Below are 24,502 nucleotides of genomic sequence, written 5' to 3' on the forward strand. Positions count from 1 at the left end.
TGCAAGGCCATAAAAACCTCGCCCCCGTTAAAGGGAAGCGAGGCTTTCAGAGAACGACCTTAAACCGCGTTTGGCGATTTAGGTCGGCGTACATCCGGTTGCTTCCAGGACTCGGCCATCGATTCATCGATGGCTTGCTGGATGGCTTTTTTGCGGTGTTCTTCTGCACGGCGGCTGAAGAACCACACCAGGAAGGTCACCAGCGACACCGCCAGCAGAATCAAGCTGGCCACAGCGTTGATCTCAGGTTTAACCCCCAGACGAACCGCCGAGAACACTTCCATCGGCAAGGTTGTCGACCCCGGCCCGGACACAAAGCTGGCCAGTACCAGATCGTCCAGAGACAGGGCAAAGGACATCATTGCACCCGCCGCCAGCGATGGCGCAATCATCGGGATAGTGATCAGGAAGAACACTTTCCAGGGCTTGGCGCCCAGGTCCATGGCGGCTTCCTCAATCGACAGGTCCAGCTCACGCAAGCGTGCAGACACAACGACTGCCACATAGGCCGCACAGAAGGTGGTGTGGGCGATCCAGATGGTGACGATACCGCGCTCTTGCGGCCAGCCAATCATCTGCGCAATGGCCACGAACAACAGCAGCAACGACAGGCCGGTGATCACTTCAGGCATCACCAGCGGTGCCGTCACCAGCCCGCCGAACAACGTGCGGCCCTTGAAGTGCGAGATACGCGTCAGCACAAAGGCTGCCAACGTGCCCAATGCCACTGCTGCAATCGCCGTGTACAAGGCGATTTCCAGCGAGCGCATCACCGAGCCCATCAGTTGCGTGTTATCCAGAAGGCCCGTGTACCACTTCAGCGACCAGCCGCCCCACACGGTGACCAGCTTGGAGGCGTTGAACGAGTAGATCACCAGAATCAGCATCGGCAGGTAGATGAACAACAACCCCGCGACCAACATAAAGCTAGAAAAACGGAAGCGATTCATATCTTGCCCTCCAGTTCTTTAGCCTGGCTGCGGTTGAACAGAATGATCGGCACAATCAGGATTGCCAGCATCACCACGGCAAGCGCGGACGCTACGGGCCAGTCACGGTTGTTGAAGAACTCTTGCCACAGCACTTTACCGATCATCAGCGTTTCCGGACCACCCAGCAGTTCCGGGATCACGAACTCGCCCACGACCGGAATGAACACCAGCATGCAGCCGGCGATGATGCCGTTTTTGGACAACGGAACGGTGATTTTCCAGAAGCTGTTGAACGTGCTCGAACCCAAGTCAGACGCCGCTTCCAGCAAGCTGTGATCGTGTTTAACCAGGTTGGCGTACAGCGGCAGGATCATGAATGGCAGGTACGAATACACGATACCGATGTACACCGCGATATTGGTGTTGAGGATCTGCAAGGGTTCGCTGATCCAGCCCATCGACATCAAAAAGCCATTAAGCAGGCCGTTGTTGCTGAGGATGCCCATCCACGCGTAAACGCGAATCAGAATGGCGGTCCAGGTCGGCATCATGATCAGCAGCACCAGTACGGTCTGCATCTCTTTACGCGCATTGGCAATCGCATACGCCATCGGAAAGCCGATCAGCAGGCAGAGCACCGTGCTGAAAAAGGCCATCTTCAATGAGCCCAGATACGCGGCGATATACAACTCATCGTCGCCCAAAAGGGCGTAATTGCCGAGGTTCAGCAGGATCTGAATCTTTTGATCAACGTAGCTGTAGATCTCGGTGTAAGGCGGAATCGCCACGTCCGCTTCTGCAAAGCTGATCTTCAGAACGATGAAGAACGGCAGCATGAAGAACAGAAACAGCCACAGGAATGGAATCCCGATCACCGCATGGCGGCCATCGGGGATTATTCGATGCAGTCGACGTTTGAATTTGCGCATGTTCATGAGCGCAATACCACGCCGCTGTCGTCTTCCCACCACACGTAGACTTCGTCATCCCAAGTCGGACGCGCGCCGCGACGTTCAGCATTGGCCACGAATGATTGCACCAGCTTGCCGCTCGGCAGCTCGACGTAGAACACCGAATGGCCACCCAGATAAGCGATGTCATGCACTTTGCCGCGCGACCAGTTGTACTCGTAGGTCGGCTTTTCGGTGGTGACGAGCATTTTTTCCGGGCGAATGGCGTAGGTGATGTGCTTGTCTTCAACCGAGGTGCTGACGCCGTGCCCGACGTAGATGTCGTTTTCCAGCTCCGGGCAGTCGATGCGCGCATAACCTTCGGCGTCGTCGACCACTTCACCCTCGAACAGGTTGACGTTGCCGATGAACTCGCACACCAGACGGCTGACCGGGGTTTCGTAGATGTCGATCGGGCTGCCGATCTGGGCGATCCAGCCTTGATGCATGATCGCGATGCGCTGGGCCATGGTCATGGCTTCTTCCTGATCATGGGTCACCATGACGCAGGTCACGCCAACGCGCTCGATGATTTCCACCAGTTCCAGCTGCATTTGCGAACGCAGTTTTTTGTCCAGCGCGCCCATCGGCTCATCAAGCAGCAACAACTTTGGACGCTTGGCCAGGGAGCGGGCGAGGGCAACACGCTGACGCTGACCGCCAGACAACTGGTGCGGCTTGCGCTTGGCATACTGGGTCATGTGCACCAGTTTGAGCATTTCGCCGACGCGAGCGTCAATCTCGGCAGTGGACATTTTGTCCTGCTTGAGACCGAACGCGATGTTCTGGGCCACGGTCATGTGCGGGAACAGGGCGTAGGACTGGAACATCATATTGATCGGCCGTTCATACGGCGGCATATCAGTGATGTCTACGCCATCGAGGAAAATACGGCCTTCTGTTGGGCGCTCGAAACCGGCGAGCATGCGCAGCAAGGTGGATTTGCCCGATCCCGATCCGCCGAGCATGGCGAAAATTTCGCCTTTGTTGATTTCCAGGGACACATCGTCCACGGCAATCGTCTCGTCGAATTTTTTCGTGACCCGGTCGATTTTGACCAGCACCTGTTTAGGGGTCTGGTCGCCCTCGAGGGCTTTCTTATAGGCGCCGGAGGCAACAGCCATTTACGAAACTCCCAACAAATTTAGCAGCCCGATCAAGAGTGTCGGGCCTTGGATAGGTGGTCAGGCGAGCTATTTGCCCGTTTTGACCTTGGTCCACGTACGCGTCATCAGACGCTGAACTTTCGGCGGCAGCTCGGTCGAAACGTAGGTTTTGTCCAGCACCGCTTGTGTTGGGTAAACCGCCTCGTCGGTGCGGATGGACTGATCCATCTCCTTGTCAGCTGCCGGATTAGGGTTGGCATAGCCGACATAATCACTGACCTTGGAGATCACCTTGGGGTCCAACAAGTAGTTGATGAACGCGTGAGCTTCCTTGACGTTGCTGGAGTCCTTAGGAATCGCCAGCATGTCAAACCACAGTGCGCCGCCTTCCTTGGGAACGATGTAGGCGATGTTGACGCCCTTTTTCGCTTCCTCGGCACGGGACTTGGCTTGAAATACATCACCGGAGAAGCCAATGGCCACACAGATATTGCCGTTGGCAAGGTCCGAAATGTATTTGGAAGAATGGAAGTAGGTGACGTAAGGGCGCACCGACATCAGGGTTTTTTCTGCTTTTTTGTAGTCTTCAGGGTGAGTGCTGTTGGCATCCAGGCCCAGATAGTTGAGCACAGTCGGCAGCATTTCATCGGCGGAATCAAGGAAAGCCACGCCACACGATTGCAGCTTCTTCATGTTCTCGGGTTTGAACACCACGTCCCATGAGTCGATCGAATCGACACCCAGCACTTCCTTGACCTTGTCCACGTTGTAACCGATGCCATTGGTGCCCCACAGATAAGGCACGGCATATTGGTTGCCCGGATCGTTAGCCTGAAGACGCTTGAGCAGGGCCGGGTCGAGGTTGGAATAGTTAGGCAACTGAGACAGGTCGAGTTTTTGGAACGCGCCCGCTTTAATTTGCTTGCCCAGGAAGTGGTTAGACGGAACGACCACGTCATATCCGGTACGTCCGGCCAGCAGTTTGCCTTCCAGCGTCTCGTTGGAATCAAACACGTCATACACCGGTTTGATACCGGTGGTTTTCTCGAAATCAGCCAGCGTGGTCGGGGCGATATAGTCCGACCAGTTATAAATATGCACGGTAGGTGCCGCTTGTACGCTGACGGCAAGCGTCAAACCAGCTCCGACCAGCAGGGTCTTGCGAAACAAAGATTTAGACACGTGGTGGTCCTCAAAATAGTTGGGCTTGGGTTGCCCGCGTCACACGGCAGCAAAACCGCCAAAGACAAAACCGGCGCGCAACTTACCCTCGATAAACCGACACAGCAAAGTTTTCTGCAATTAATTGCATATGCGTCCGATTCTGTAGTCGCTGCCGCAGGCTGCAACAGCGTCTACAGAGCCTGTTTATTTACCGGATTTGATCTTGGTCCAGCTACGTGTCAGCAGCCGTTGCGTGGCAGCCGGCAGATCGCTGATGGCATACAGCTTGGCTTTCACTTCATCCGACGGGTAAATAGCTGGATCACCCGAGATGTCTTTATCTACCAGTGGCGTTGCCGCCTGGTTACCGTTCGGGAAACGCACGCTGTTGGTGATTTCAGCCATCACTTCGGGTTGCAACAGGAAGTTCATGAACTGGTAAGCCGCGTCGACGTTCTCGGCATCCTTGGGAATGGCGACCATGTCGTAGAAGCTGCCAGCACCTTCTTTAGGAATGCTGTAGGCCAGTTTGACTTTGCCACCCGCCTCGGCCGCACGGGTTTTGGATTGTTCAAGGTCACCCGAGTAACCCACGGCGATGCAGATGTTGCCATTGGCCAGGTCGGAGATGTACTTGGACGAGTGGAAGTAACCCACTGAGGGACGGATCTTCAGGAACAGATCTTCGGCTTCCTTCAATTGCTTCTTGTCTTGCGAATCGGTCGGGTAGCCCAAGTAATGCAAGGCCACCGGAATCATTTCGGTTGGCGAGTCGAGGAAGCTTATGCCGCAGCTTTTTAGCTTGGCTGCGTTTTCTGGCTTGAACAGCACGTCCCAGGAGTCGATGGTGTCGACGCCCAGCGCTGCTTTGACTTTCTCAGGGTTGTAACCAATGCCGATAGTGCCCCACATGTACGGGAACGCATGTTTATTACCCGGGTCACTGGCATCGCCCACGGCTTTAAGCAACGCAGGGTCGAGGTTTTTCCAGTTAGGCAGCTTGGACTTGTCCAGCTCCTGGTAAACCCCGGCCTTGATCTGCTTGGCCAGGAAATTGTTCGACGGCACGACGATGTCGTAGCCGGACTTGCCCGCCAGCAGCTTGGCCTCAAGGGTTTCATTGCTGTCGAAGACGTCGTAGACAACCTTCACACCGCTTTGTTTTTCAAACTTGGCCACGGTGTCTGGCGCGATGTAATCGGACCAGTTGTAAATGTGCAGCACCTTATCTGCCGCCTGTGCCGCCCCGGCCATCACACCCATCAAGGACAGGGCAAGAAGGGTCTTGCCCGCTTTTTTAAAACCTGATGCCTTCATCTGTAATGCTCCAATTGTTCTTTTAAAACCACCGATTAACGACCTGAACTCAAGGTGGCTAAAGCTGGCGGCTAGTCTGGCAAGATACAGGGCAGGCTTTCAAGGGAAGAGCCTTGATTCTTAAGGCTCCGAACGCATTTACCTACGCTAAAGCTGCAGATGTCTGCGCTCAGAGCCAAAACGTCAACCTTGCAAAGTTTCCAAGGTCAAATCCAGGCACTTACGAGCCTTGGTCACTAGCTCATCGATCTCGTCTTTGCTGATGACCAGTGGTGGCGAAATGATCATGGTGTCGCCCACGGCACGCATGATCAGTCCGCTATCGAAGCAGAATTGGCGGCAGATCATGCCGGCTCCACGGCCTTCGTAACGTTTACGAGTGGCTTTGTCCTGCACCAGTTCAATGGCACCCAACAAGCCCACACCCCGTACTTCGCCCACCAAAGGATGATCGTTCAGTTCACGTAACCGCTTTTGCAAATACGGTGCCTTTTCGTTGTGAGCCTTCTCAATAATTTTTTCGTCGCGCAGGATGCGAATGTTTTCAAGCGCAACGGCGGCGGCTACCGGGTGACCCGAATAGGTAAAACCGTGGTTGAAGTCGCCGCCCTCGTTCAGCACGGCCACGACTTCGTCGCGCACAATCAAACCACCCATTGGGATATAGCCCGAGGTCAGGCCCTTGGCGATGGTCATCATGTCCGGTTTAAGGTCATAGAAATCGCTACCAAACCACTCACCGGTGCGACCAAAGCCACAGATCACTTCGTCGGCCACGAAAAGAATGTCGTACTTGGCCAGGATCTCTTTGACACGAGGCCAGTAAGTCTCTGGCGGCACGATCACGCCACCTGCGCCTTGAATGGGCTCGGCAATAAATGCACCGACATTGTCCACGCCAATTTCGAGGATCTTCTCTTCGAGTTGGTTGGCAGCCCAGACCCCGAACTCTTCCGGCGACATGTCGCCGCCTTCGCCGAACCAGTACGGTTGCGCGATATGGGTGATGCCCGGAATCGGCAAATCGCCTTGTTCATGCATATAGGTCATGCCGCCCAGACTGGCGCCAGCAACGGTTGAACCGTGATAGCCGTTCTTGCGGCTGATGATGACTTTTTTGTTTGGCTGGCCCTTGATCGCCCAATAGTGGCGAACCATTCGCAGCATGGTGTCGTTGCCCTCGGAGCCGGAGCCGGTGAAGAACACATGGTTCATGCCTTCAGGGGCAATCTCGGCAATCACTTTGGCCAGCTCCAGCACGGGCGGGTGAGCGGTCATGAAGAACAAGTTGTAGTAGGGCAATTCGCGCATTTGCTTGCTGGCGGCATCGGCCAGCTCGTCACGTCCGTAACCAATGGCGACACACCACAGGCCGGCCATGCCGTCGAGAATTTTGTGGCCTTCGCTGTCCCACAGGTACACGCCCTTGGCGTGCGTAATAATGCGTGGGCCGACTTCCTTGAGCTGCTTGAAGTCGCTGAACGGTGCCAGATGGTGATCGTTACTCAGATTTTGCCAAGCGAGGGTTTGCGGGTTTTTATTTGTCATACAGCGCTCCTTTATTCAGTTGGGGGGCTGACACTCCTGAAGTCAGCCCCCTGCGTGTCAGACGGCGAACAGCAGGAATTCCCGCTCCCACGAACTGATGACGCGTTTGAAGTTTTCATGCTCGGCACGTTTGACCGCGACGTAACCGGTGATGAATTTGGTGCCCAGATACTTTTCGACCGTCTTGCTGTTTTCCATCCGCTCCAGAGCGTCTTCGATGGTCAACGGCAGGCGCAGGTTGCGGCGTTCATACCCGCGACCGACCACGGGTGCACTCGGATTGATGTGTTCGACCATGCCGATGAAACCACACAGCAAGCTGGCAGCAATCGCCAGATACGGGTTGGCGTCGGCCCCCGGCAAGCGGTTTTCAACCCGGCGGTTTTGCGGCCCGGCATCGGGTACACGCAAGCCAACGGTGCGGTTCTCTTCGCCCCACTCCACGTTTACCGGCGCAGACGTATCTGGCAGGAAGCGGCGGAAGGAGTTCACATTGGGTGCAAACAAAGGCAGCAGTTCAGGGATGAACTTTTGCAACCCGCCAATATGATTGAGAAACAGCTGGCTCATGGTTCCGTCTTCATTGGAAAAGACGTTTTTGCCGGTCTCGATGTCAATAATGCTCTGGTGCAAGTGCATGGCACTGCCGGGCTCGCCGGTCATGGGCTTGGCCATGAACGTGGCGGCAACATCGTGCTTGAGCGCGGCTTCACGCATGGTGCGCTTGAACACCAGAATCTGGTCGGCAAGCGACAGTGCGTCGCCGTGACGGAAGTTGATTTCCATCTGTGCCGTGCCGTCTTCATGGATCAGGGTGTCCAGATCCAGTTCTTGCAACTCGCACCAGTCGTAAACGTCTTCGAACAGCGGATCGAATTCGTTGGCGGCTTCTATAGAGAAGGATTGGCGACCTGTTTCTGGCCGCCCTGAGCGCCCTACTGGCGGCTGCAACGGGTAGTCCGGGTCATCACTGCGCTTGGTCAGGTAAAACTCCATCTCTGGCGCTACGATCGGCTGCCAGCCATGGTCGGCGTAGAGTTTCAGTACCTTTTTGAGCACGTTGCGCGGCGACAACTCAATCGGGTTGCCCTGCTTGTCATAGGTATCGTGAATCACCTGAGCCGTTGGCTCTATCGCCCAAGGCACGACAAATACGGCGTTCTGATCGGGACGGCAAACCATGTCAATGTCAGCCGGATCGAGAAGCTCGTAATAAATATCGTCTTCGACGTAGTCGCCCGTCACGGTTTGCAGCAGGACGCTTTCGGGCAGGCGCATGCCTTTTTCGGCAATGAACTTATTGGTCGGCGAGATCTTGCCGCGAGTAATCCCGGTAAGGTCGGCGATCATGCATTCGACTTCTGTGATCTTGTGGTCTTTCAACCAATCGGTGAGCTGGTCGAGGTTGTTACTCATAAATGCCTCTGGGCTGAGTGTCCTGACTTGAATAAGTCAGGGGTTTACTGACGCATCGGCGTCGCGTTGTGTTGCGCGCCGCCTGCAGGCATCTCCAAATGCCTGAAAGATGGCGAGATAAAACGGGTTAGAGCTTACCTGCCATTCGGGGTGCCATTGAACCGCTAAAGCAAAAGCCTTGCCGCCGTCGACCGAAACGGCTTCTACCAGGCCGTCCGGGGCAGTGGCTTCAACCCGCAAGCCGGGGGCCAACTGATCAATACCCTGGGTGTGGATCGAGTTGACCGCCAAGGTCGTCGGCAAGCCTAGACCCGCCAAAACGCCGCCGGGTTGAATATGCACGGCATGGCTGGGACCGTACTGCACGTCGACCGGTGCGCTGGTGTCTTCTCGGTGCTCGATAAACCCTTCGACTTCATGCAGTTTCTGGTGAAGTGAGCCACCCAGGGCTACATTCAATTCTTGAAAACCGCGACAAATGCCGAGCACAGGAACACCGGCGGCCAAGGCGGCGCGGATCAAGGGGAGAGTGGTGCGATCACGATCAGGGTCATGCAAGGTGCCAGGTGCGCTGGCGGGGCCGTGATACAAATGGGGCTCGATATTGGACGGTGAGCCTGTAAAAAGCAGGCCGTCCAGGCCGTCAAGAATATCGGCCGGATCAATCAGTTCCGCTAATGAGGGAACAATCAGAGGTAAGCCTTTGGCTGCCACTGCAACAGCTCGCACGTACTTGTCACCCGTGACGTGATAAGGATGCAAACCGATCTGCTTGGTGCAGGCGGTGACGCCGATTAACGGCAGGCGTGGCATGTAGCACCCCGGTATTATTGCTGTTATGGGTTTGAATCGAGCTTAGCCTTGTTCATTTTTTTCCACAACACCCCCGTAAAAAATACTACACGGCCCGCTCAAGCCAGCGGCAGGCAAGCTTTATTTAAGTGCAAAGCCGCCCTAAAAAGCGTCAAAAATGGCCCTCCGGCGCTTTTTTAGGGCAGAAAATCAGCTGCTTGACTTCGGTAGGGCGTTCGGGTTGACTGAAACCCGTAGCGCTCAATGATTGATATTTTTAACAACAAAGGTGTTGCATCATGTCGGTACCCCCGCGTGCCGTTCAGCTTAATGAAGCGAACGCGTTCCTTAAGGATCATCCTGAGGTTCTGTACGTAGACCTTCTAATTGCGGATATGAATGGTGTGGTGCGCGGTAAGCGCATCGAACGCACCAGCCTCCACAAGGTTTACGAGAAAGGCATCAACCTGCCTGCCTCTTTATTTGCACTGGATATCAATGGCTCGACCGTAGAAAGCACTGGTCTGGGTCTGGATATCGGTGACGCTGACCGAATCTGTTATCCAATTCCTGACACCCTGTGCAACGAACCTTGGCAAAAACGCCCCACCGCGCAATTGCTGATGACGATGCACGAACTAGAAGGTGAACCGTTCTTCGCCGATCCGCGCGAAGTGCTCCGTCAGGTTGTTACAAAATTTGACGATATGGGCCTGACCATCTGCGCCGCTTTCGAGCTGGAGTTCTACCTGATCGACCAGGAGAACGTTAACGGCCGTCCGCAGCCACCCCGTTCGCCGATCTCCGGCAAGCGTCCACACTCGACTCAGGTTTACTTGATCGACGACCTCGACGAATACGTCGACTGCCTTCAGGACATTCTGGAAGGTGCTAAAGAGCAAGGTATTCCTGCTGACGCCATCGTCAAGGAAAGTGCACCGGCGCAGTTCGAAGTGAACCTGCACCACGTCGCGGACCCGATCAAGGCGTGCGACTACGCGGTACTGCTTAAACGTCTGATTAAAAACATCGCCTACGACCATGAGATGGACACCACCTTCATGGCCAAGCCTTATCCGGGCCAGGCGGGGAACGGGCTACACGTTCATATTTCGATTCTGGATAAAGAAGGCAAAAATATTTTTGCTAGCGAGGATCCCGAGCAGAACGCCGCATTGCGTCATGCGATCGGCGGTGTGCTCGAGACCCTACCGGCGCAAATGGCGTTCCTGTGCCCTAACGTCAACTCGTACCGTCGTTTCGGCGCACAGTTTTACGTGCCGAACTCGCCGTGCTGGGGGCTGGATAACCGCACTGTGGCTATTCGGGTACCGACCGGCTCAGCCGACTCGGTGCGTATCGAACACCGGGTTGCCGGCGCCGATGCCAACCCGTATCTGTTGATGGCCTCTGTGCTTGCCGGTATTCACCACGGCCTGACCAACAAGATCGAGCCGGGCGCGCCCGTCGAAGGCAACAGTTACGAGCAGAACGAACAAAGCCTGCCAAACAATCTGCGCGATGCGTTGCGCGAACTGGATGACAGTGAAGTCATGGCCAAATATATCGACCCGAAATACATCGATATCTTTGTAGCCTGCAAAGAGAGTGAGCTGGAAGAGTTCGAACACTCCATCTCCGACCTCGAATACAACTGGTACTTGCATACCGTGTAAGCGATTGCAGTCTGGAAAAAACGCCACCGGTTCACGCCCGTGGCGTTTTTTCTGTCTGATCGATAGTCAATTTCTCAACTTCTTAAGGAAATGGCCTACATAAATAAATACTAAAAGCTTCCAAGATTCGCGGCGTATTTAACTTGCCACGACGGCCCCCCTTATGAAGTTTCACTTAATGCCTGTGATGGTTTTTCTACTGGGGGTGAGTTTCGGTACAAAAGCTTATTCAAACGAACCCACGTGGAGCTATTCCGGAGCCACCGGCCCTGAACACTGGGCTGAGCTAGACCCTGCCTTCGCGTTATGCCGCTCAGGCAAGTTTCAATCCCCGATCAATATCGACGACACCTCCCCTGCAGAGCTGCCAGCACTGAATCTCAACTACTTGCCGAGCCCTTCAACCCTCCTGCACACCGGGCATACCCTGAACATCAAACCTTCTTCAAAGGGCTGGATCAGTGTAGGGCCAGATATTTTCGATTTTCAGAGCGTGAACATTCATACGCCCAGTGAAGTACAGGTAAACGGTCGACGTTTTCCTCTCGCCGTGTACCTGGAGCACCGTAACCCGGCGGGCCAGCCCTTAATGGTGGTCATCCTGTTTGAGATCGGTGCCAAAAACCTTGTGCTGGAGCAATTTTTCTCCTCAATCCCTGCTCAAAGAGGCGACGTCCTGACGCTGGGCCGTTTTGATGTGACGCAGTTGTACCCCGCACAGCGCGATTACTATGACTTCAGTGGGTCAATGACCACCCCACCTTGCAGCGAGGGCGTACGTTGGATAGTCATGAAGACACCTGTGCAACTCTCTGAAGCTCAGTTGTATACCTTCCAGCTGACGTTCCCGATGAGTGCCCGCCCCATCCAGCCGTCCAACAACCGCACCATACAGGTCGGTGGCTAACATCAAACCCGGCTCGTACAATGCCGGCTGCCCCGCAGGAGACAGCCATGACGCGCCCCGCCCTTCCACGCCCTCGCAAGCCCCGCGCAGGTAGCCAGAGCCGAATCGACACTATTCTTGATGCTGCCCGTGCATTGCTCGCCGCAGAAGGTGTGAGCAGCCTGTCGATTTACAGCGTGGCCGAACGTGCCGCAATGGCGCCCTCATCGGTCTATCACTTTTTTGCCGGCGTACCGGCCTTGCTTCAAGCGTTGACGGGGGATGTGCATGCGGCGTTCCGCGCGTGCCTGCAAGCGCCGATTGCGCATGAGTCACTGAAAAGCTGGCGCGACCTGTCGCAGATCGTTGAGCACCGCATGTTGGAGATTTACAGCAACGATGCGGCGGCCCGGCAGTTGATTTTGGCCCAGCACGGGCTGACCGAAGTGACACGGGCTGATCGTCAGCACGACCTTGAATTGGGCCAGTTAATGCAGGGGTTGTTTACGCGCCACTTTGAATTGCCCGTATTGCCGCACGACGTCGATGTGTTTGCACTGGCCATGGAGTTGGGCGACCGGGTGTATGCGCGGTCTATACAGATTCACGGCGTTATCACCGAGCGCATGGCGGAAGAAGGGGCGCGGGTGGTGGATGCGTATTTGGGGTTGTACTTGCCGCCTTTTTTGCCAAAACGCCAAAGCCCCTCACCCTAACCCTCTCCCGGAGGGAGAGGGGACTAAAAGCAAAAGCAATAGTAAAGCAGACCAAGCCCCCTCTCCCTCTGGGAGAGGGTTGGGGTGAGGGAAAAGGGTTTGCGTGGACTTCAAATCAAAACGGCGCATCACCCAAAATAGTCGCTCGGTGCATCACACGCCGGTTCGGTCGGTAATCATCTACCGCGTAATGCTGGGTCACGCGGTTGTCCCAAAACGCGACGTCATTTTCCTGCCAGCGCCAACGAATGGTGTACTCGGGCCGGGTAGCGTGGGCGAACAATAACTTCAGAATGGCTTCGCTTTCCGCCTCTGACAGTTCATTGATTTTGGTGGTGAAACCTTCGTTGACGAACAACGACTTTCGCCCACTCACCGGATGCGTACGAATCACCGGATGAGACAGAGGCGGGTTGTTTTTGCGGGTTTGCTCCCAGCGCGCCAAATCCTCTGGCGTCGAACCAAAACGCTCCAGCGGGAAGGACTTGGTGAAATCGTGGGTCGCCGTCAAGCCATCCAGCAACACTTGCAAGGGCTTGGACAAGCCTTCAAACGCCGCAATACCGCTGGCCCATAACGTATCGCCACCAAATGCGGGCAATTGCTTGGCGCTCAGCACCGCGCCCATTGCTGGCGTCGGCAAAAAGGTCACGTCGGTGTGCCACACCGCATTATCACGCACGTCAGTGACGGCCGTATCCAGCACCAGTACCTCGGGTTGCTCAGGCACATTGGGGTAAATCGGGTGAATATGCAGATCGCCAAAGTTGGCGGCAAAGCGCGCCTGTTGCTGTGGGGTGATCGATTGGTCCTTGAAGAAAATAACCTGATGCTTAAGCAACGCCTGCTCAATGGCAGTGCGCTGTTCCTCACTCAAGGGCAGCGTCAGGTCAACGCCGTCAATTTGGGCGCCAAGGGCAGAGCTAAGCGGGGTAATGGTCAGGCTCATGGTGATCTCTTCATCAGCGCGCCGATTGATCAGCGTCGAATGTTACTAAAAAGGGTTAGTGAGCCTGGCCGTGCCACGGCACCAGCTTGCGTTGCAGGGCGCGCAGACCCATTTCCATGGCGAAGGCGATAACAGCGATGACCAGGATGCCCAACACCACCACGTCGGTGACCAGAAATTGCGCCGCCGATTGCACCATGAAACCCAGGCCACTCGTGGCAGCGATCAGTTCGGCGGCCACCAACGTCGACCAGCCCACCCCGAGACCAATGCGCACACCGGTCAAAATATCCGGCAGGGCGCTAGGCAAGATCACATAGCGAATCAATTGCCAGCGGCTTGCACCTAGCGACTGGGCGGCGCGCACTTTGGCCGGGTCGACCGTGCGTACGCCGGTGGCGGTGGCAATGGCGATCGGGGCGAAAATCGCCAGATAGATCAGCAACACTTTCGACAGCTCGCCAATGCCGCACCAAATCACGATCAGCGGCAGGTAAGCCAACGGCGGAATAGGGCGGTAAAACTCGATCAGCGGATCGAAAATGCCTCGCGCGATACGGTTGTGACCAATGGCTATACCGACCGGCACGGCTGTTAAAATCGCAAACCCCAGACCTAGACCGATACGGGTCAAGCTCGCGCCCAAGTGCTGCCACAAGGTGGCATCCATGTAACCGGTGGTGGCCAGTAACCAGCCTTTTTCCAGCACGGCGCAGGGCGGTGGCAAAAACAGCGGCTCAATCAAACCCGCCGCTGTGACGGCCCACCACGTGGCGATCAATGTCAGCAGAGTCAGCACGCTGATCCAGCGCGTGCTCAGGCTTCGTTTGGCCGGACGCGGCGCGGGGGCAGCGACAATCGGGGCGCACGGCGCCGCTTCATAGGTACTCATGCGCGCTCCTGCCGCTGGGCGGCACCGCGTTGTGAAAAGACCCGCTCCAATACGTGCTCACGGGTTTCGATAAAACGAGGGTCGGACTTGATGGAGCGCGCCGACTCGCCTGCGTTGTAACGCTGGCCGAAGTCCAGCGTCAGGCGCTCAACGATACGACCCGGGTTGGGTGCCAACAGGACCAGGTCCGTGGCCAGAAACACGGCTTCTTCGATGTCGTGAGTGATCAAAAAAACCGGTTTGTCGGTGCGTTTGCACACTTGCAGCAACAGTTCTTGCATCTGTTCGCGGGTGAATGCATCGAGTGCGCCAAAGGGTTCGTCCATTAGCAACACACGTGGATCAGCAGCCAAGGCGCGAGCCAGACCGACACGTTGTTTTTGACCGCCGGACAACTCCCACACACGTCGCTGCTCGAAGCCCGACAAGTCCACCAATGCCAACATTTCACGGGCGCGAATTTCGCGTTTGTTGCGCGGTACGCCGGCCAGTTCCAGGCCAAAGGCCACGTTGGCCAACACGTCCTGCCAAGGCAGCAGCACATCATCCTGAAACACCACGCCGCGTTCAGCGCTTGGGCCTTTAACCGGGGCGCCATCGAGGGTGATGCGCCCGGCGCTTGGCTCAACGAAGCCTGCAATCAAGTTAAGCAACGACGTTTTGCCGCTGCCCGAAGGGCCGAGTGCGACCAGCAGTTGCTGAGGGCCAAGGTTGACGGAAATATCCGAAAGCACAGGCTCAGCGGCGCCTGGGTACTGTGCGCTGATACGCTCCAGTGATAACAAGGCCATGACGGTCGACTCCTGTGCGGCAAAAATAATTAATTAACAAACGTGGCGTTAACTGCTGGCGCATAGTCCGGCAGTACGGCATCAACCTTTTTCTGCTCCTTCAGGAACGCGGCCGTGTCGGCCAGGGCTTTGCGGGTTGGAGCGCCCAGCAATACCGCCTGATCAGCGGCCAGTGGGTACACGTTGCCCTGCAGCAGCAACGGAATGTCCGCTGCTTTAGCGCCCGAGAGTTTCACCACTTTGTCGATATTGCCCTGATTGGCCAGCCAGGCTTTCGGGTCTTTGTTGTAGTCGGCGTAAGCATCCAGGGTCACTTTGGCAAAGGCCTTGACCACCTCAGGGTGCTGTTTGGCGAAGTCTTTGCGCACAATCCAGGCGTCAAAGGTCGGTGCGCCCAGCTTGCCCAGCTCGCCCGACGTAATCAGCACTTTGCCGTTTTCCTTGGCGGTGCCCAGCGCAGGGTCCCACACATAGGTCGCATCGATATCGCCGCGCTTCCAGGCCGCCACAATGGCCGGCGGGGCAAGGTTCAAAATGGTGACTTTCGAAGGATCGATATTCCAGTGCTTCAGCGCCGCCAGCAGGCTGTAGTGGCCGGTGGAAACAAACGGCACCGCGACCTTCTTGCCGACCAGATCCTGCGGGCTGTTGATGCCCGAACCGTCACGCGCAACCAGCGCTTCAGAGCCGCCAAGCTGGGTGGCAATCAAAAAAGTTTCAACCGGTACGTTGCGAGTGATCGCGGCAGTCAACGGGCTAGAACCCAAGTAAGCGATTTGCACATCACCGGAGGCAATGGCCGCAATGATGTCGGCGCCGTTATCAAACTTGCGCCATTTGATATTGGCGCCCGTGGCCTTTTCGTAAGCACCGTCCGCTTGAGCCACTTTGGCCGGGTCGGCTGAGGTCTGATAAGCAACGGTGACATCAGGAGCGGCCTGTACGAAAAAGCTGGCACCTGCCAGGGATAAAGCGGCCAAAAGGCGTAGGGGAGAACGCAATTTCATGGTGTAGCTCCTCGGCAGGCGACCGGATATCGGCAGAGCGCGAGGTTAAATGATCTAAGAATGAGTAAATAAATAACTTTTAGGCATTAGCTTATGAAGTTCTGAATCCTTCTGTAACGCGTGCGCGCACGCGAGCAGTTATAGGTTTTAACTCGGTCAGGGATTCCTATAGCCGCCAATCAGCAAGCCATCTTAAAAATTTAATAAAAATGTGTTTAGCCCTTAGACCAAAGGCCTATAGCATCCCCCGCGCCAGAGAGTAGGAAATTTCCTGACATATACCTATTGGTTATGAACATTCCATAAATAATTCTTTTTGGCTTTATTAGATTGCCTTTACCCTGCGTTCCCGCAGGCAGCGACTAGACAATAGTCGTAAACATGATTGGTTACGATTGACTTGCCAGTCAGGGTCTGGCGCTAATCGCGCATCTGAAGCACTCGGACGTTAGATCCGGGACTAAAGAACTACAAAAATTAGAAATACAAAGGAGCAACACCATGAACAAGTCCACCTTGGCCATCGCTGTGGCCGTAGGTTTATTGGCGCAGCAAGCGAGCGCAGCTGGCTTTATCGAAGACAGCAAAGCGACCCTCAAACTGCGTAACTTCTATATCAACAACGATAACCGCGACTCGGCAGCACCTAAAAACTCTAACTACACCGCGGAGTGGGGCCAAGGCTTCCAGCTGGATTTCGCCTCGGGTTTCACTCAAGGCACAGTGGGTTTCGGTGTCGACGCGATTGGCCTGCTGGGCGTCAAGCTGGACTCCAGCACTGCTAAGCACGGTAACCCTTTGGGTACATCGGCTGGTGGTTCTGTTTTCCCAAGCGACGGCAATCACGCTGTCGATGATTTTTCCAGCTTGGGCCTGACAGCCAAAGCCAAGGTTTCACAGACTGAATTGCGCATCGGGACCTTGCAGCCAAAACTGCCGGTTATCGTGACCAACGACGGTCGTATGTTGCCGCAAACCTTCCAGGGCGGTCAGATCACCTCTAACGAGTTCAAAGACCTGACCTTCACCGGCGGTAAAATTGAACACGCCAAAGGTCGTAACTCGAGCAACAACGAAGGCCTGTCGATTGCCGGTGCCAACGGTGGCTCCAACTACGATACCGGCAAATTCGTTAACAAGTTTTACTACGGCGGTGCCGACTACAAGGTCAACAAGGACCTGCTGTTGCAGTACTACTACGGCAATCTGGAAGATTTTTACAAACAGCACTTCCTGGGGCTGACTCACAACTGGGCAATCGGCCCGGGTGTATTGAAGTCTGACCTGCGTTACTTCCACAGCACTGACGACGGCAAGAACGGAAGCGATTCCGCCTTCTATTCGTCAGGTGATTATCGCGGCTCGATCAGCGGCAAAGGCAAAGTCGACAACAACCTCTACAGCGGCTTGTTCCTGTACACCGTTGCAGGTCACACCTTTGGCGGTGGCTATCAGGTCAGCAATGGCAGCAGCGACTTCCCTTGGCTGAACCAGGGCGACGGCTCATCTGCTTACATCATTACCGACATGCAAATCCAGAAGTTCGCCCGTGCTGGCGAGCGCACCTGGCAAGCACGCTACTCCTATGACTTTGCAACAGTGGGCGTTCCAGGCCTGACAGCAGGCATGGTTTACCTGCGTGGCGACAACATCGACACAGTAGGCGCTAACCGCCAAGTCACGGGCACTGGCCGCTCCGAATGGGAACGCGACATTACCTTGGCCTATGTGGTGCAGGACGGTCCGTTGAAAAATCTCGGCGTGATGTGGAAAAACGCCATGTGGCGCAATGATATTCCGAGCCAGCGCGATCAAGATGAAAACCGTCTGATCGTCAGCTACTCGATCCCGTTGTTGTAAGCCGGTTGTAGCACAAGGTTAGAAAAATCCTGCCCGGCGCAATGCCGGGCAGGGTGTTTACCGAAGACCGAATCGATCTATTCGCAACACCTCTAAATGTCGCAGCTCCCTGCCGCTCCCCTTGCCTAAACCTGACTCAAGAGTGAACCGCAGGCGTGGGCGCGTCCAATGAAACACTTTTTAATATGCCATTTGAGTATAGATACATCGATATATATTCTTTTTAAATAGCTTTTAGTGCAGGCAGAGTAGGTCCGTAACGCCCTGCCAATCCCTAAAAAAAAGGAGCTGCACCATGAGCCTCAGACTCGGCGACATCGCCCCCGATTTCCAACAGGATTCCAGCGCGGGGCCGATTCAGTTTCATGAGTGGCTGGGCGACAGCTGGGGCGTTCTGTTTTCGCACCCTGCGGACTTCACGCCGGTGTGCACCACTGAGTTGGGCTTTACCGCCAAGCTTAAGGATGAATTTGCAAAACGTGGCGTGAAAGCCATCGCATTGTCAGTTGACCCCGTGGACTCCCACCGCGCATGGATTGACGACATCAACGAAACCCAGAATACCGTGGTCAACTTTCCGATCCTGGCCGATGCTGATCGCAAGGTGAGCGACCTCTACGACCTGATTCATCCCAATGCCAGCGACACCCTGACCGTGCGCTCGCTGTTCGTGATTGATCCGAACAAAAAAATCCGTCTGACCATCACCTACCCGGCGAGCACCGGCCGCAACTTCAATGAAATTTTGCGGGTGATTGATTCATTGCAGCTCACCGACACCTTCAAAGTCGCCACCCCGGCTAACTGGCAGGACGGTGACGACGTCGTGATCGTACCGTCGCTCAAGGATGAAGCTGAGATCGCTCAGCGCTTCCCCAAAGGCTACCGCGCCGTGAAGCCGTATCTGCGTCTGACGCCGCAGCCGAACAAATAAACCCCAATTTCTTTTCCCGTAGCAGCTGCCGCAGGCTGCGTCACCGCCTAAAGCCGCAAACCAGACCTGGCAGAAAAACACGAGGCTCAGGTTTTACGATCGCTGCGCAATCGGACGCAGCCTTCGGCAGCTGCTACGGTGCGGGACAACTTTCAAGTGCAACAGGGTTTAGGCCGTTTCGACGGCCTTTTTTAAACATTAAATGTTACAAAAAAACCGCCCATCGCTATACGTAATAATCATTCTCAAATAGTATTCGGGCGCATCCGCATTCAGAGACTCGCCGCCTTGAAAACTTTCTTGCCCGTTTCAGCCCTGCTGACCGTTGTATGGGCCGCCGCTCCTGCCGCTTTTGCCGACCCTCTGACCCTGCCCAAGACCGACGTGCAAGCCAGTTCTGAGAGCGACGTTTCGGCGTACGGCTACCAGCAGCCGCTCGACAGCACCACCACGCGACTGGGCCTTACGCCCAAGGAAACCCCCCAAGGCGTCACCAGTCTGTCCCGCGAACAGTTGAATGATTTCAACCTCAACAGCGTCAAGGACGCGCTGCGCAGCGCGCCTTCCGTGACGGTCGAGCAGTATGAAACAGACCGCACCAACTTCACTTCGCGTGGGTTCGACATCAATAACTTCGAATACGATGGCATAGGCGCGCCCTTCAGCGCCGGGTTGCTGAGTGGCGACCTGGACATGGCCGAATATCAGCAGGTCGACATCCTCCACGGCGCCAACGGCTTGATGAGCGGCACCGGTAACCCCTCGGCCACGGTCAACTTTATCCGCAAGCGCCCCACCTACACACCGCAAGCCCAGGTAAAAGTCTCCGCGGGCTCGTGGGATACACGCCGTATAGACCTCGACGTGTCCGGGCCTTTGACCGACAGCGGCAACGTACGCGGGCGTTTTATCTACGCCAACGAAACGGGCAACTCTTATCTCGACCGCTACTCACGCGAGAAAAACGTGCTGAGCGGCATGCTGGCGTTTGATCTGTCCGACGCGGACACCCTCACCGTCGGTCTTTCAGACAGCAAGAGCAACTCCAATGTCAGCAGTTGGGGCGGGCTGCCACTGACCGATTACCAGGGCAACCTGATCCACTACAGCCGACGCGGATCCAACGTGGGGCAGGACTGGAGCTACTGGGACGTGCATACCCTGCGCGCGTTCGCTGAACTGACCCACGACTTCGGCAATGGCTGGAAGAGCAAACTGAACATCACCGCAGTCGATCAGCGTCAGTCGGCCAATATGTATTACCTGATGGCGAACGATGAGAGCCAGCCCTGGCTGGCTGACCCAAGCCACACCCACGCCGATGAAAAACAACTGCTGGGTGAAGCTCAACTCAGCGGCCCCTTCAGCCTGGGCGGTCGCGAGCATGAGTTGACGGTGGGCGTGGATTACGGACGTTCGCGTCATAAAGAGCGCGGCTACTACAACAGTGTTGATGAATTTATGCCCGCTGATTTGGGCCAGACCCTTGGCGGCCACGTGCCGAAGCCCGATTTGTCGTACACCGACGACGACACCAAAATGGCCAACTTCACCGATCGCCAAAAAAGTGTCTATGCCGGGGCGCGTTTTAACCTGACGGATAAACTGCACTGGATTGCCGGGGCGCGCATGCTCAGTGTCGACAGCGATGGCACCGATTACGGGCCGCCCCGCGATGTGCGCATTCACGGCAAAGTCACGCCCTACACCGGGCTGGTCTACGACCTCAACGATCAGTACTCGGTCTACGCCAGCTACACCAAAATCTTCAACCCGCAATACGTGATCGACGCGCAGAGCAAAGTGCTCGCGCCGCTGGAAGGCAAAAGCTATGAAGTCGGGGTCAAAGGCAGCTTGCTGGATGAGCAACTGGACGTCTCGGCGGCGGTATTCAAAACCGATCAACGCAATGTCGCCGAAGCCACAGGGGAAATGATCGGCACCCAGTCGGTCTACCAAAGCGAAAACTTCAAGAGCCGTGGCATCGAGTTGGAAGCCAGCGGCCAGTTGGCCCCGGGATTACAGGTGCAAGGCGGCTATAGCTATGTCCACATCGAAGACCCGGAGGGTGACAAAGCCCGTCAATACGTACCGACGCACACCGTGCGTACCAGTTTGACCTATCAATTGCCGGACATGCCCAAAGCCAAAATTGGCACCCGTGTGGCCTGGCAGAGCGCGATACAAGTGGACAGTGACAGTCGCATTCGCCAGAACGCTTACGCGCTGGTTGATGTGATGGCCAGCTACGACATCGACTCGCATTGGAGTACGGCGCTCAATCTGAACAACGTCAGCAACCGCAAATACCTGATGAGCCTGTACAGCGGCGGTTCGGGATTCTATGGCCCGTCACGCAACGTCACAGCGTCGCTGAGTTACAACTTCTGACCTCAGCCTTGTGGTCATGGGGGAACGCATTACTCGTAGCCGATGACGAGTAATGCGAGGCTGCGTTCGGCGGCGCAGTCATCGTGGAACTTTTCAATTTGGGATGTCAGATTCACCACGTTCATAGACCTTGCGACGATTGCATCGTCGAACGCAGCCTCGCGTTGCTCGTCCGCTGCTACGAGGCTCAGAGCCTCTTATGCAATCGCGGAATAAACAAATGAATAAATATGATTTATCGATATATAAATCACCTGTTATGTTCTCCCCACACAAGCGAAAACGCTGACAGCAATTTGCACTAATTCACTCAAGGAATTGCCTAGATGCTGGTCGTGACACTCGGAGGAAGCCCCAGCCAACGATCCCGCTCCGGGGTGTTGCTGGATCGCGCCAAAAGCTGGCTCAACCAGCAAGGCGTCGAAGTAGTGAGTTATCAAGTTCGTGACTTCCCGGCTGAAGATTTACTGCATGCCCGCTTTGACAGCCCCCACATCATCAACCTCTTGGAGCAGATAGAGCGTGCTGATGGTTTGGTTATCGCCACACCGGTCTACAAAGCCTCATTTAGCGGTGCCCTCAAAACGGTTCTGGACTTGCTGCCCGAGCGCGCACTGAGTCACAAAGTGGTCTTGCCCATCGCCACCGGCGGTAGCATTGCCCACATGCTGGCCGTGGATTACGCACTCAAACCCGTGCTGTCTGCGCTCAAAGCCCAGGAAATGCTGCACGGCATCTTTGCCGAAGACAGTCAGATTGCCTACGGCGAGGGCAGCGCCCAAGCCCAGTTGGTGCCGGTGCTGGAACAACGGCTGAACGAATCGCTGGAGCACTTTTACAGCGCGCTGGCCCGCCGTCCGAAACCGCTGGACCCGAACATTCTCAACGAACGTCTGATCACGTCTCGCTGGAGCATCTGAACGCAACACCCTCACCTTACTGAACCGCTAACGGCTCGGCAGGTGCTACCCGAATCTCGAATAACAAAAGGAGAGCGCCATGCGCCCTGTCATTTTGCGTCGTGGTCTGGTCGCCCTGTTCGTGGCGGCAGTGTCCCTCGGCGTTACCCTGCAAGCTCAAGCTGACACCGTACGCATCGGTTATCAAAAGTACGGCACGCTGTTGCTGCTCAAGACCAAAGGCACGCTGGAAAAGCGTCTGGCCGAGCAAGGCGTGGACGTTCAATGGACTGAATTTCCCGGCGGCCCGCAACTGCTTGAAGGCTTGAACGTAGGCTCAATCGACTTCGGCGTAACGGGCGAAACCCCGCCTGTATTTGCTCAGGCGGCCGGTGCTGATTTGCTCTACGTCGCTTATGAACCACCGGCCCCGACCAGCGAAGCGATTCTGGTGCCCAAGGATTCGCCGATCACCTCGGTGAAAGACCTTAAGGGTAAAAAAGTAGTGCTCAATAAAGGCTCCAACGTGCACTACCTGTTGGTGCGCGCCCTTGAGGACGCCGGTCTCAAATACACCGATATCCAGACGGTATTCCTGCCGCCTGCCGATGCCCGCGCGGCGTTCGAGCGCGGCAGTGTCGATGCCTGGGTGATCTGGGACCCGTACCAAGCGGCCGCGGAACAACAACTGCACGCACGCACCCTGCGTGATGCCAGCGGCATTGCCGACAACCATCAGTTTTACCTGGCCACCAAACCCTTCGCCGAACAGCACCCCAAGGTGATCGAAACCCTGGTCGAAGAAGTGCGCAATGTCGGTGATTGGGCCAAAGCCAATCCTGAAGACGTGACGAAGCAAGTGGCGCCGATTCTCGGCCTGTCGCCTGAAATAACCCTGACAGCGGTAAAACGCCAAGGCTACGGCGCGCAATTTCTGACCCCCGAAGTGGTTAACGCGCAGCAGAAAATCGCAGACACCTTTCACCAGCTCAAGTTAATTCCAAAGCCGCTGGTGATTAAAGACGTGATCTGGACCCCACCGGCCGCTGTGGCCAACGCTAACTAACGCTTGCAGAACCCCATTTAGGAGACCACTCCATGAGCCTCAATATTTTTTGGTTCCTGCCAACCCACGGTGACGGCCATTACCTTGGCACCAGCGAGGGTGCCCGCGCCGTAGACCACGGCTATCTGCAACAAGTAGCGCAAGCCGCAGATCGCTTGGGTTTTGGCGGGGTGCTGATCCCCACCGGTCGTTCGTGTGAAGACTCGTGGCTGGTGGCCGCATCGCTGATCCCTGTGACTCAGCGCCTGAAATTTCTGGTGGCTCTGCGCCCAGGCATCGTTTCGCCCACCGTGGCGGCCCGTCAGGCGGCGACACTGGATCGTCTGTCAGGCGGCCGCGCGCTGTTCAATCTGGTGACCGGCGGTGATCCGGAAGAATTGGCCGGCGATGGTTTGTTCCTCAGCCATGAAGAGCGCTATCAAGCGTCGGTGGAGTTCACCCGAATCTGGCGCCGTGTGCTTGAAGGCGAAACCGTGGATTACGACGGTCAGCACATCAAGGTCAAAGGCGCCAAGTTGCTCTACCCACCGGTTCAGCAACCGCGCCCAGCCCTGTACTTCGGCGGGTCGTCGGAAGCGGCGCAAGACTTGGCCGCCGAGCAAGTAGAAATGGTCCTGACCTGGGGCGAGCCACCGGCTGCCGTAGCCGAGAAGATTGAGCAAGTGCGGGCCAAGGCCGCCAAACTGGGACGCACCGTACGCTTCGGCATTCGCCTACACGTCATCGTGCGTGAAACCAACGACGAAGCCTGGAAAGCCGCCGACAAGCTCATTTCCCACTTGGACGACGAGACCATTGCTCGCGCGCAGGCTTCACTGTCGCGCTTTGATTCCGTCGGTCAACAGCGCATGGCCGCCCTGCACGGTGGCAGCCGCGACAACCTCGAAGTCAGCCCAAACCTGTGGGCAGGCGTGGGCCTGGTACGCGGCGGTGCCGGTACGGCGCTGGTCGGTGACGGCCCTACCGTGGCCGCGCGGGTCAAGGAGTACGCGGACCTGGGCATCGACACGTTTATTTTCTCGGGCTACCCGCATCTGGAAGAGTCCTACCGCGTGGCTGAACTGCTGTTCCCGCACCTTGATATCGAGCGTCCGGAACTGCCGAAAAGTGCGGGTTATGTGAGCCCGTTCGGCGAAATGGTCGCCAACGACATTCTCCCCAAAGCTGCGTCGCAGAGCTGAGGCGGCCATGAGTACGGCGAAGGCGCTTA

The 24,502-nt window shown here is 56.1% G+C and carries 21 protein-coding genes; 9 read left to right on the forward strand and 12 right to left on the reverse strand.

Annotation, left to right across the window (positions count from 1 at the left end; all coding sequences use genetic code 11):
* Nucleotides 1-59 precede the first annotated feature (59 nt).
* The 8 genes from ACI7MX_RS05930 to ACI7MX_RS05965 form a co-directional block, all read right to left on the reverse strand.
* Nucleotides 60-950 (reverse strand): ABC transporter permease subunit, encoded by an 891-nt coding sequence (locus ACI7MX_RS05930; RefSeq protein ID WP_405584150.1) that lies wholly within the window; start codon nucleotides 948-950, stop codon nucleotides 60-62.
* The gene (locus tag ACI7MX_RS05935) at nucleotides 947-1,828 is read right to left on the reverse strand and encodes an ABC transporter permease subunit (protein WP_405584625.1); all 882 of its coding nucleotides are present in this window, start codon (nucleotides 1,826-1,828) and stop codon (nucleotides 947-949) included. The genes ACI7MX_RS05930 and ACI7MX_RS05935 overlap by 4 nt, the downstream gene beginning before the upstream one ends.
* A 35-nt stretch (nucleotides 1,829-1,863) precedes the next feature.
* Nucleotides 1,864-3,006 (reverse strand): polyamine ABC transporter ATP-binding protein, encoded by a 1,143-nt coding sequence (potA, locus tag ACI7MX_RS05940; protein ID WP_122786187.1) that lies wholly within the window; start codon nucleotides 3,004-3,006, stop codon nucleotides 1,864-1,866.
* Nucleotides 3,007-3,075: 69 nt separating this feature from the next.
* Nucleotides 3,076-4,170: a polyamine ABC transporter substrate-binding protein gene (locus ACI7MX_RS05945; RefSeq protein ID WP_405584146.1), complete on the reverse strand. Its 1,095-nt coding sequence runs from the start codon at nucleotides 4,168-4,170 to the stop codon at nucleotides 3,076-3,078.
* Between the two features lie 186 nt (nucleotides 4,171-4,356).
* Nucleotides 4,357-5,469, reverse strand: coding sequence for a polyamine ABC transporter substrate-binding protein (locus ACI7MX_RS05950; protein WP_314482829.1), 1,113 nt, complete (start codon nucleotides 5,467-5,469; stop codon nucleotides 4,357-4,359).
* Between the two features lie 183 nt (nucleotides 5,470-5,652).
* The gene (locus ACI7MX_RS05955) at nucleotides 5,653-7,017 is read right to left on the reverse strand and encodes an aspartate aminotransferase family protein (protein ID WP_405584143.1); all 1,365 of its coding nucleotides are present in this window, start codon (nucleotides 7,015-7,017) and stop codon (nucleotides 5,653-5,655) included.
* 57 nt (nucleotides 7,018-7,074) lie between these two features.
* Entirely contained in the window at nucleotides 7,075-8,433 is a 1,359-nt protein-coding gene (locus ACI7MX_RS05960) for a glutamine synthetase family protein (protein WP_314482824.1), read from the reverse strand.
* 36 nt (nucleotides 8,434-8,469) lie between these two features.
* Nucleotides 8,470-9,246 (reverse strand): gamma-glutamyl-gamma-aminobutyrate hydrolase family protein, encoded by a 777-nt coding sequence (locus ACI7MX_RS05965; RefSeq protein WP_405584140.1) that lies wholly within the window; start codon nucleotides 9,244-9,246, stop codon nucleotides 8,470-8,472.
* 278 nt (nucleotides 9,247-9,524) lie between these two features.
* Between ACI7MX_RS05965 and ACI7MX_RS05970 the strand changes: the two genes are divergently transcribed.
* The 3 genes from ACI7MX_RS05970 to ACI7MX_RS05980 all read left to right on the forward strand — a co-directional run bounded on the left by ACI7MX_RS05970 (nucleotide 9,525) and on the right by ACI7MX_RS05980 (nucleotide 12,503).
* Nucleotides 9,525-10,901 (forward strand): glutamine synthetase family protein, encoded by a 1,377-nt coding sequence (locus ACI7MX_RS05970; RefSeq protein ID WP_153377536.1) that lies wholly within the window; start codon nucleotides 9,525-9,527, stop codon nucleotides 10,899-10,901.
* A 178-nt stretch (nucleotides 10,902-11,079) separates the two neighbouring features.
* Entirely contained in the window at nucleotides 11,080-11,808 is a 729-nt protein-coding gene (locus tag ACI7MX_RS05975; RefSeq protein WP_405584137.1) for a carbonic anhydrase, read from the forward strand.
* Between the two features lie 47 nt (nucleotides 11,809-11,855).
* On the forward strand, nucleotides 11,856-12,503 hold the full coding sequence (locus ACI7MX_RS05980) for a TetR/AcrR family transcriptional regulator (RefSeq protein ID WP_314482814.1): 648 nt from the start codon (nucleotides 11,856-11,858) through the stop codon (nucleotides 12,501-12,503).
* A 115-nt stretch (nucleotides 12,504-12,618) separates the two neighbouring features.
* Here the strand turns inward: ACI7MX_RS05980 and tauD are convergent, their stop codons facing one another.
* Genes tauD through tauA form a run of 4 tightly spaced genes read right to left on the reverse strand, consistent with a single transcriptional unit; the run spans nucleotide 12,619 to nucleotide 16,142 of the window.
* Entirely contained in the window at nucleotides 12,619-13,452 is an 834-nt protein-coding gene (gene tauD, locus ACI7MX_RS05985; protein WP_314482811.1) for a taurine dioxygenase, read from the reverse strand.
* A gap of 55 nt (nucleotides 13,453-13,507) precedes the next feature.
* The gene (tauC, locus tag ACI7MX_RS05990) at nucleotides 13,508-14,344 is read right to left on the reverse strand and encodes a taurine ABC transporter permease TauC (protein ID WP_314482808.1); all 837 of its coding nucleotides are present in this window, start codon (nucleotides 14,342-14,344) and stop codon (nucleotides 13,508-13,510) included.
* Entirely contained in the window at nucleotides 14,341-15,135 is a 795-nt protein-coding gene (tauB, locus tag ACI7MX_RS05995) for a taurine ABC transporter ATP-binding subunit (RefSeq protein WP_405584132.1), read from the reverse strand. The genes tauC and tauB overlap by 4 nt, the downstream gene beginning before the upstream one ends.
* A gap of 29 nt (nucleotides 15,136-15,164) precedes the next feature.
* Nucleotides 15,165-16,142, reverse strand: coding sequence for a taurine ABC transporter substrate-binding protein (tauA, locus tag ACI7MX_RS06000; RefSeq protein ID WP_314482803.1), 978 nt, complete (start codon nucleotides 16,140-16,142; stop codon nucleotides 15,165-15,167).
* A 501-nt stretch (nucleotides 16,143-16,643) separates the two neighbouring features.
* On the opposite strand from tauA, the gene ACI7MX_RS06005 reads away from it, so the two are divergent.
* The 6 genes from ACI7MX_RS06005 (at nucleotide 16,644) to ssuD (ending at nucleotide 24,473) form a co-directional block, all read left to right on the forward strand.
* Complete coding sequence (locus tag ACI7MX_RS06005) at nucleotides 16,644-18,002, forward strand: OprD family porin (RefSeq protein WP_405584128.1); 1,359 nt, start codon at nucleotides 16,644-16,646, stop codon at nucleotides 18,000-18,002.
* A gap of 295 nt (nucleotides 18,003-18,297) precedes the next feature.
* Nucleotides 18,298-18,936: a peroxiredoxin gene (locus tag ACI7MX_RS06010; RefSeq protein WP_314482796.1), complete on the forward strand. Its 639-nt coding sequence runs from the start codon at nucleotides 18,298-18,300 to the stop codon at nucleotides 18,934-18,936.
* Between the two features lie 288 nt (nucleotides 18,937-19,224).
* Complete coding sequence (locus ACI7MX_RS06015) at nucleotides 19,225-21,327, forward strand: TonB-dependent siderophore receptor (protein ID WP_405584125.1); 2,103 nt, start codon at nucleotides 19,225-19,227, stop codon at nucleotides 21,325-21,327.
* A 326-nt stretch (nucleotides 21,328-21,653) separates the two neighbouring features.
* Nucleotides 21,654-22,247, forward strand: coding sequence for an NADPH-dependent FMN reductase (ssuE, locus tag ACI7MX_RS06020; RefSeq protein WP_314482791.1), 594 nt, complete (start codon nucleotides 21,654-21,656; stop codon nucleotides 22,245-22,247).
* A 79-nt stretch (nucleotides 22,248-22,326) separates the two neighbouring features.
* Nucleotides 22,327-23,292, forward strand: coding sequence for a sulfonate ABC transporter substrate-binding protein (locus tag ACI7MX_RS06025; RefSeq protein WP_314482789.1), 966 nt, complete (start codon nucleotides 22,327-22,329; stop codon nucleotides 23,290-23,292).
* A 32-nt stretch (nucleotides 23,293-23,324) separates the two neighbouring features.
* The gene (gene ssuD, locus ACI7MX_RS06030; protein WP_314482786.1) at nucleotides 23,325-24,473 is read left to right on the forward strand and encodes an FMNH2-dependent alkanesulfonate monooxygenase; all 1,149 of its coding nucleotides are present in this window, start codon (nucleotides 23,325-23,327) and stop codon (nucleotides 24,471-24,473) included.
* Nucleotides 24,474-24,502 lie beyond the last annotated feature (29 nt).

The organism is Pseudomonas sp. 2024-210 (assembly GCF_045062345.1).
GTDB lineage: Bacteria > Pseudomonadota > Gammaproteobacteria > Pseudomonadales > Pseudomonadaceae > Aquipseudomonas.

Coding starts and splice junctions, on each gene's coding strand:
- ACI7MX_RS05930 (WP_405584150.1), bottom strand. CDS start 950: ATGAATCGCTTCCGTTTTTCTAGCTTTATGTTGGTCGCGGGGTTGTTG.
- potA (WP_122786187.1), bottom strand. CDS start 3,006: ATGGCTGTTGCCTCCGGCGCCTATAAGAAAGCCCTCGAGGGCGACCAG.
- ACI7MX_RS05950 (WP_314482829.1), bottom strand. CDS start 5,469: ATGAAGGCATCAGGTTTTAAAAAAGCGGGCAAGACCCTTCTTGCCCTG.
- ACI7MX_RS05955 (WP_405584143.1), bottom strand. CDS start 7,017: ATGACAAATAAAAACCCGCAAACCCTCGCTTGGCAAAATCTGAGTAAC.
- ACI7MX_RS05960 (WP_314482824.1), bottom strand. CDS start 8,433: ATGAGTAACAACCTCGACCAGCTCACCGATTGGTTGAAAGACCACAAG.
- ACI7MX_RS05965 (WP_405584140.1), bottom strand. CDS start 9,246: ATGCCACGCCTGCCGTTAATCGGCGTCACCGCCTGCACCAAGCAGATC.
- ACI7MX_RS05970 (WP_153377536.1), top strand. CDS start 9,525: ATGTCGGTACCCCCGCGTGCCGTTCAGCTTAATGAAGCGAACGCGTTC.
- ACI7MX_RS05975 (WP_405584137.1), top strand. CDS start 11,080: ATGCCTGTGATGGTTTTTCTACTGGGGGTGAGTTTCGGTACAAAAGCT.
- ACI7MX_RS05980 (WP_314482814.1), top strand. CDS start 11,856: ATGACGCGCCCCGCCCTTCCACGCCCTCGCAAGCCCCGCGCAGGTAGC.
- tauD (WP_314482811.1), bottom strand. CDS start 13,452: ATGAGCCTGACCATTACCCCGCTTAGCTCTGCCCTTGGCGCCCAAATT.
- tauC (WP_314482808.1), bottom strand. CDS start 14,344: ATGAGTACCTATGAAGCGGCGCCGTGCGCCCCGATTGTCGCTGCCCCC.
- tauB (WP_405584132.1), bottom strand. CDS start 15,135: ATGGCCTTGTTATCACTGGAGCGTATCAGCGCACAGTACCCAGGCGCC.
- tauA (WP_314482803.1), bottom strand. CDS start 16,142: ATGAAATTGCGTTCTCCCCTACGCCTTTTGGCCGCTTTATCCCTGGCA.
- ACI7MX_RS06005 (WP_405584128.1), top strand. CDS start 16,644: ATGAACAAGTCCACCTTGGCCATCGCTGTGGCCGTAGGTTTATTGGCG.
- ACI7MX_RS06010 (WP_314482796.1), top strand. CDS start 18,298: ATGAGCCTCAGACTCGGCGACATCGCCCCCGATTTCCAACAGGATTCC.
- ssuE (WP_314482791.1), top strand. CDS start 21,654: ATGCTGGTCGTGACACTCGGAGGAAGCCCCAGCCAACGATCCCGCTCC.
- ACI7MX_RS06025 (WP_314482789.1), top strand. CDS start 22,327: ATGCGCCCTGTCATTTTGCGTCGTGGTCTGGTCGCCCTGTTCGTGGCG.
- ssuD (WP_314482786.1), top strand. CDS start 23,325: ATGAGCCTCAATATTTTTTGGTTCCTGCCAACCCACGGTGACGGCCAT.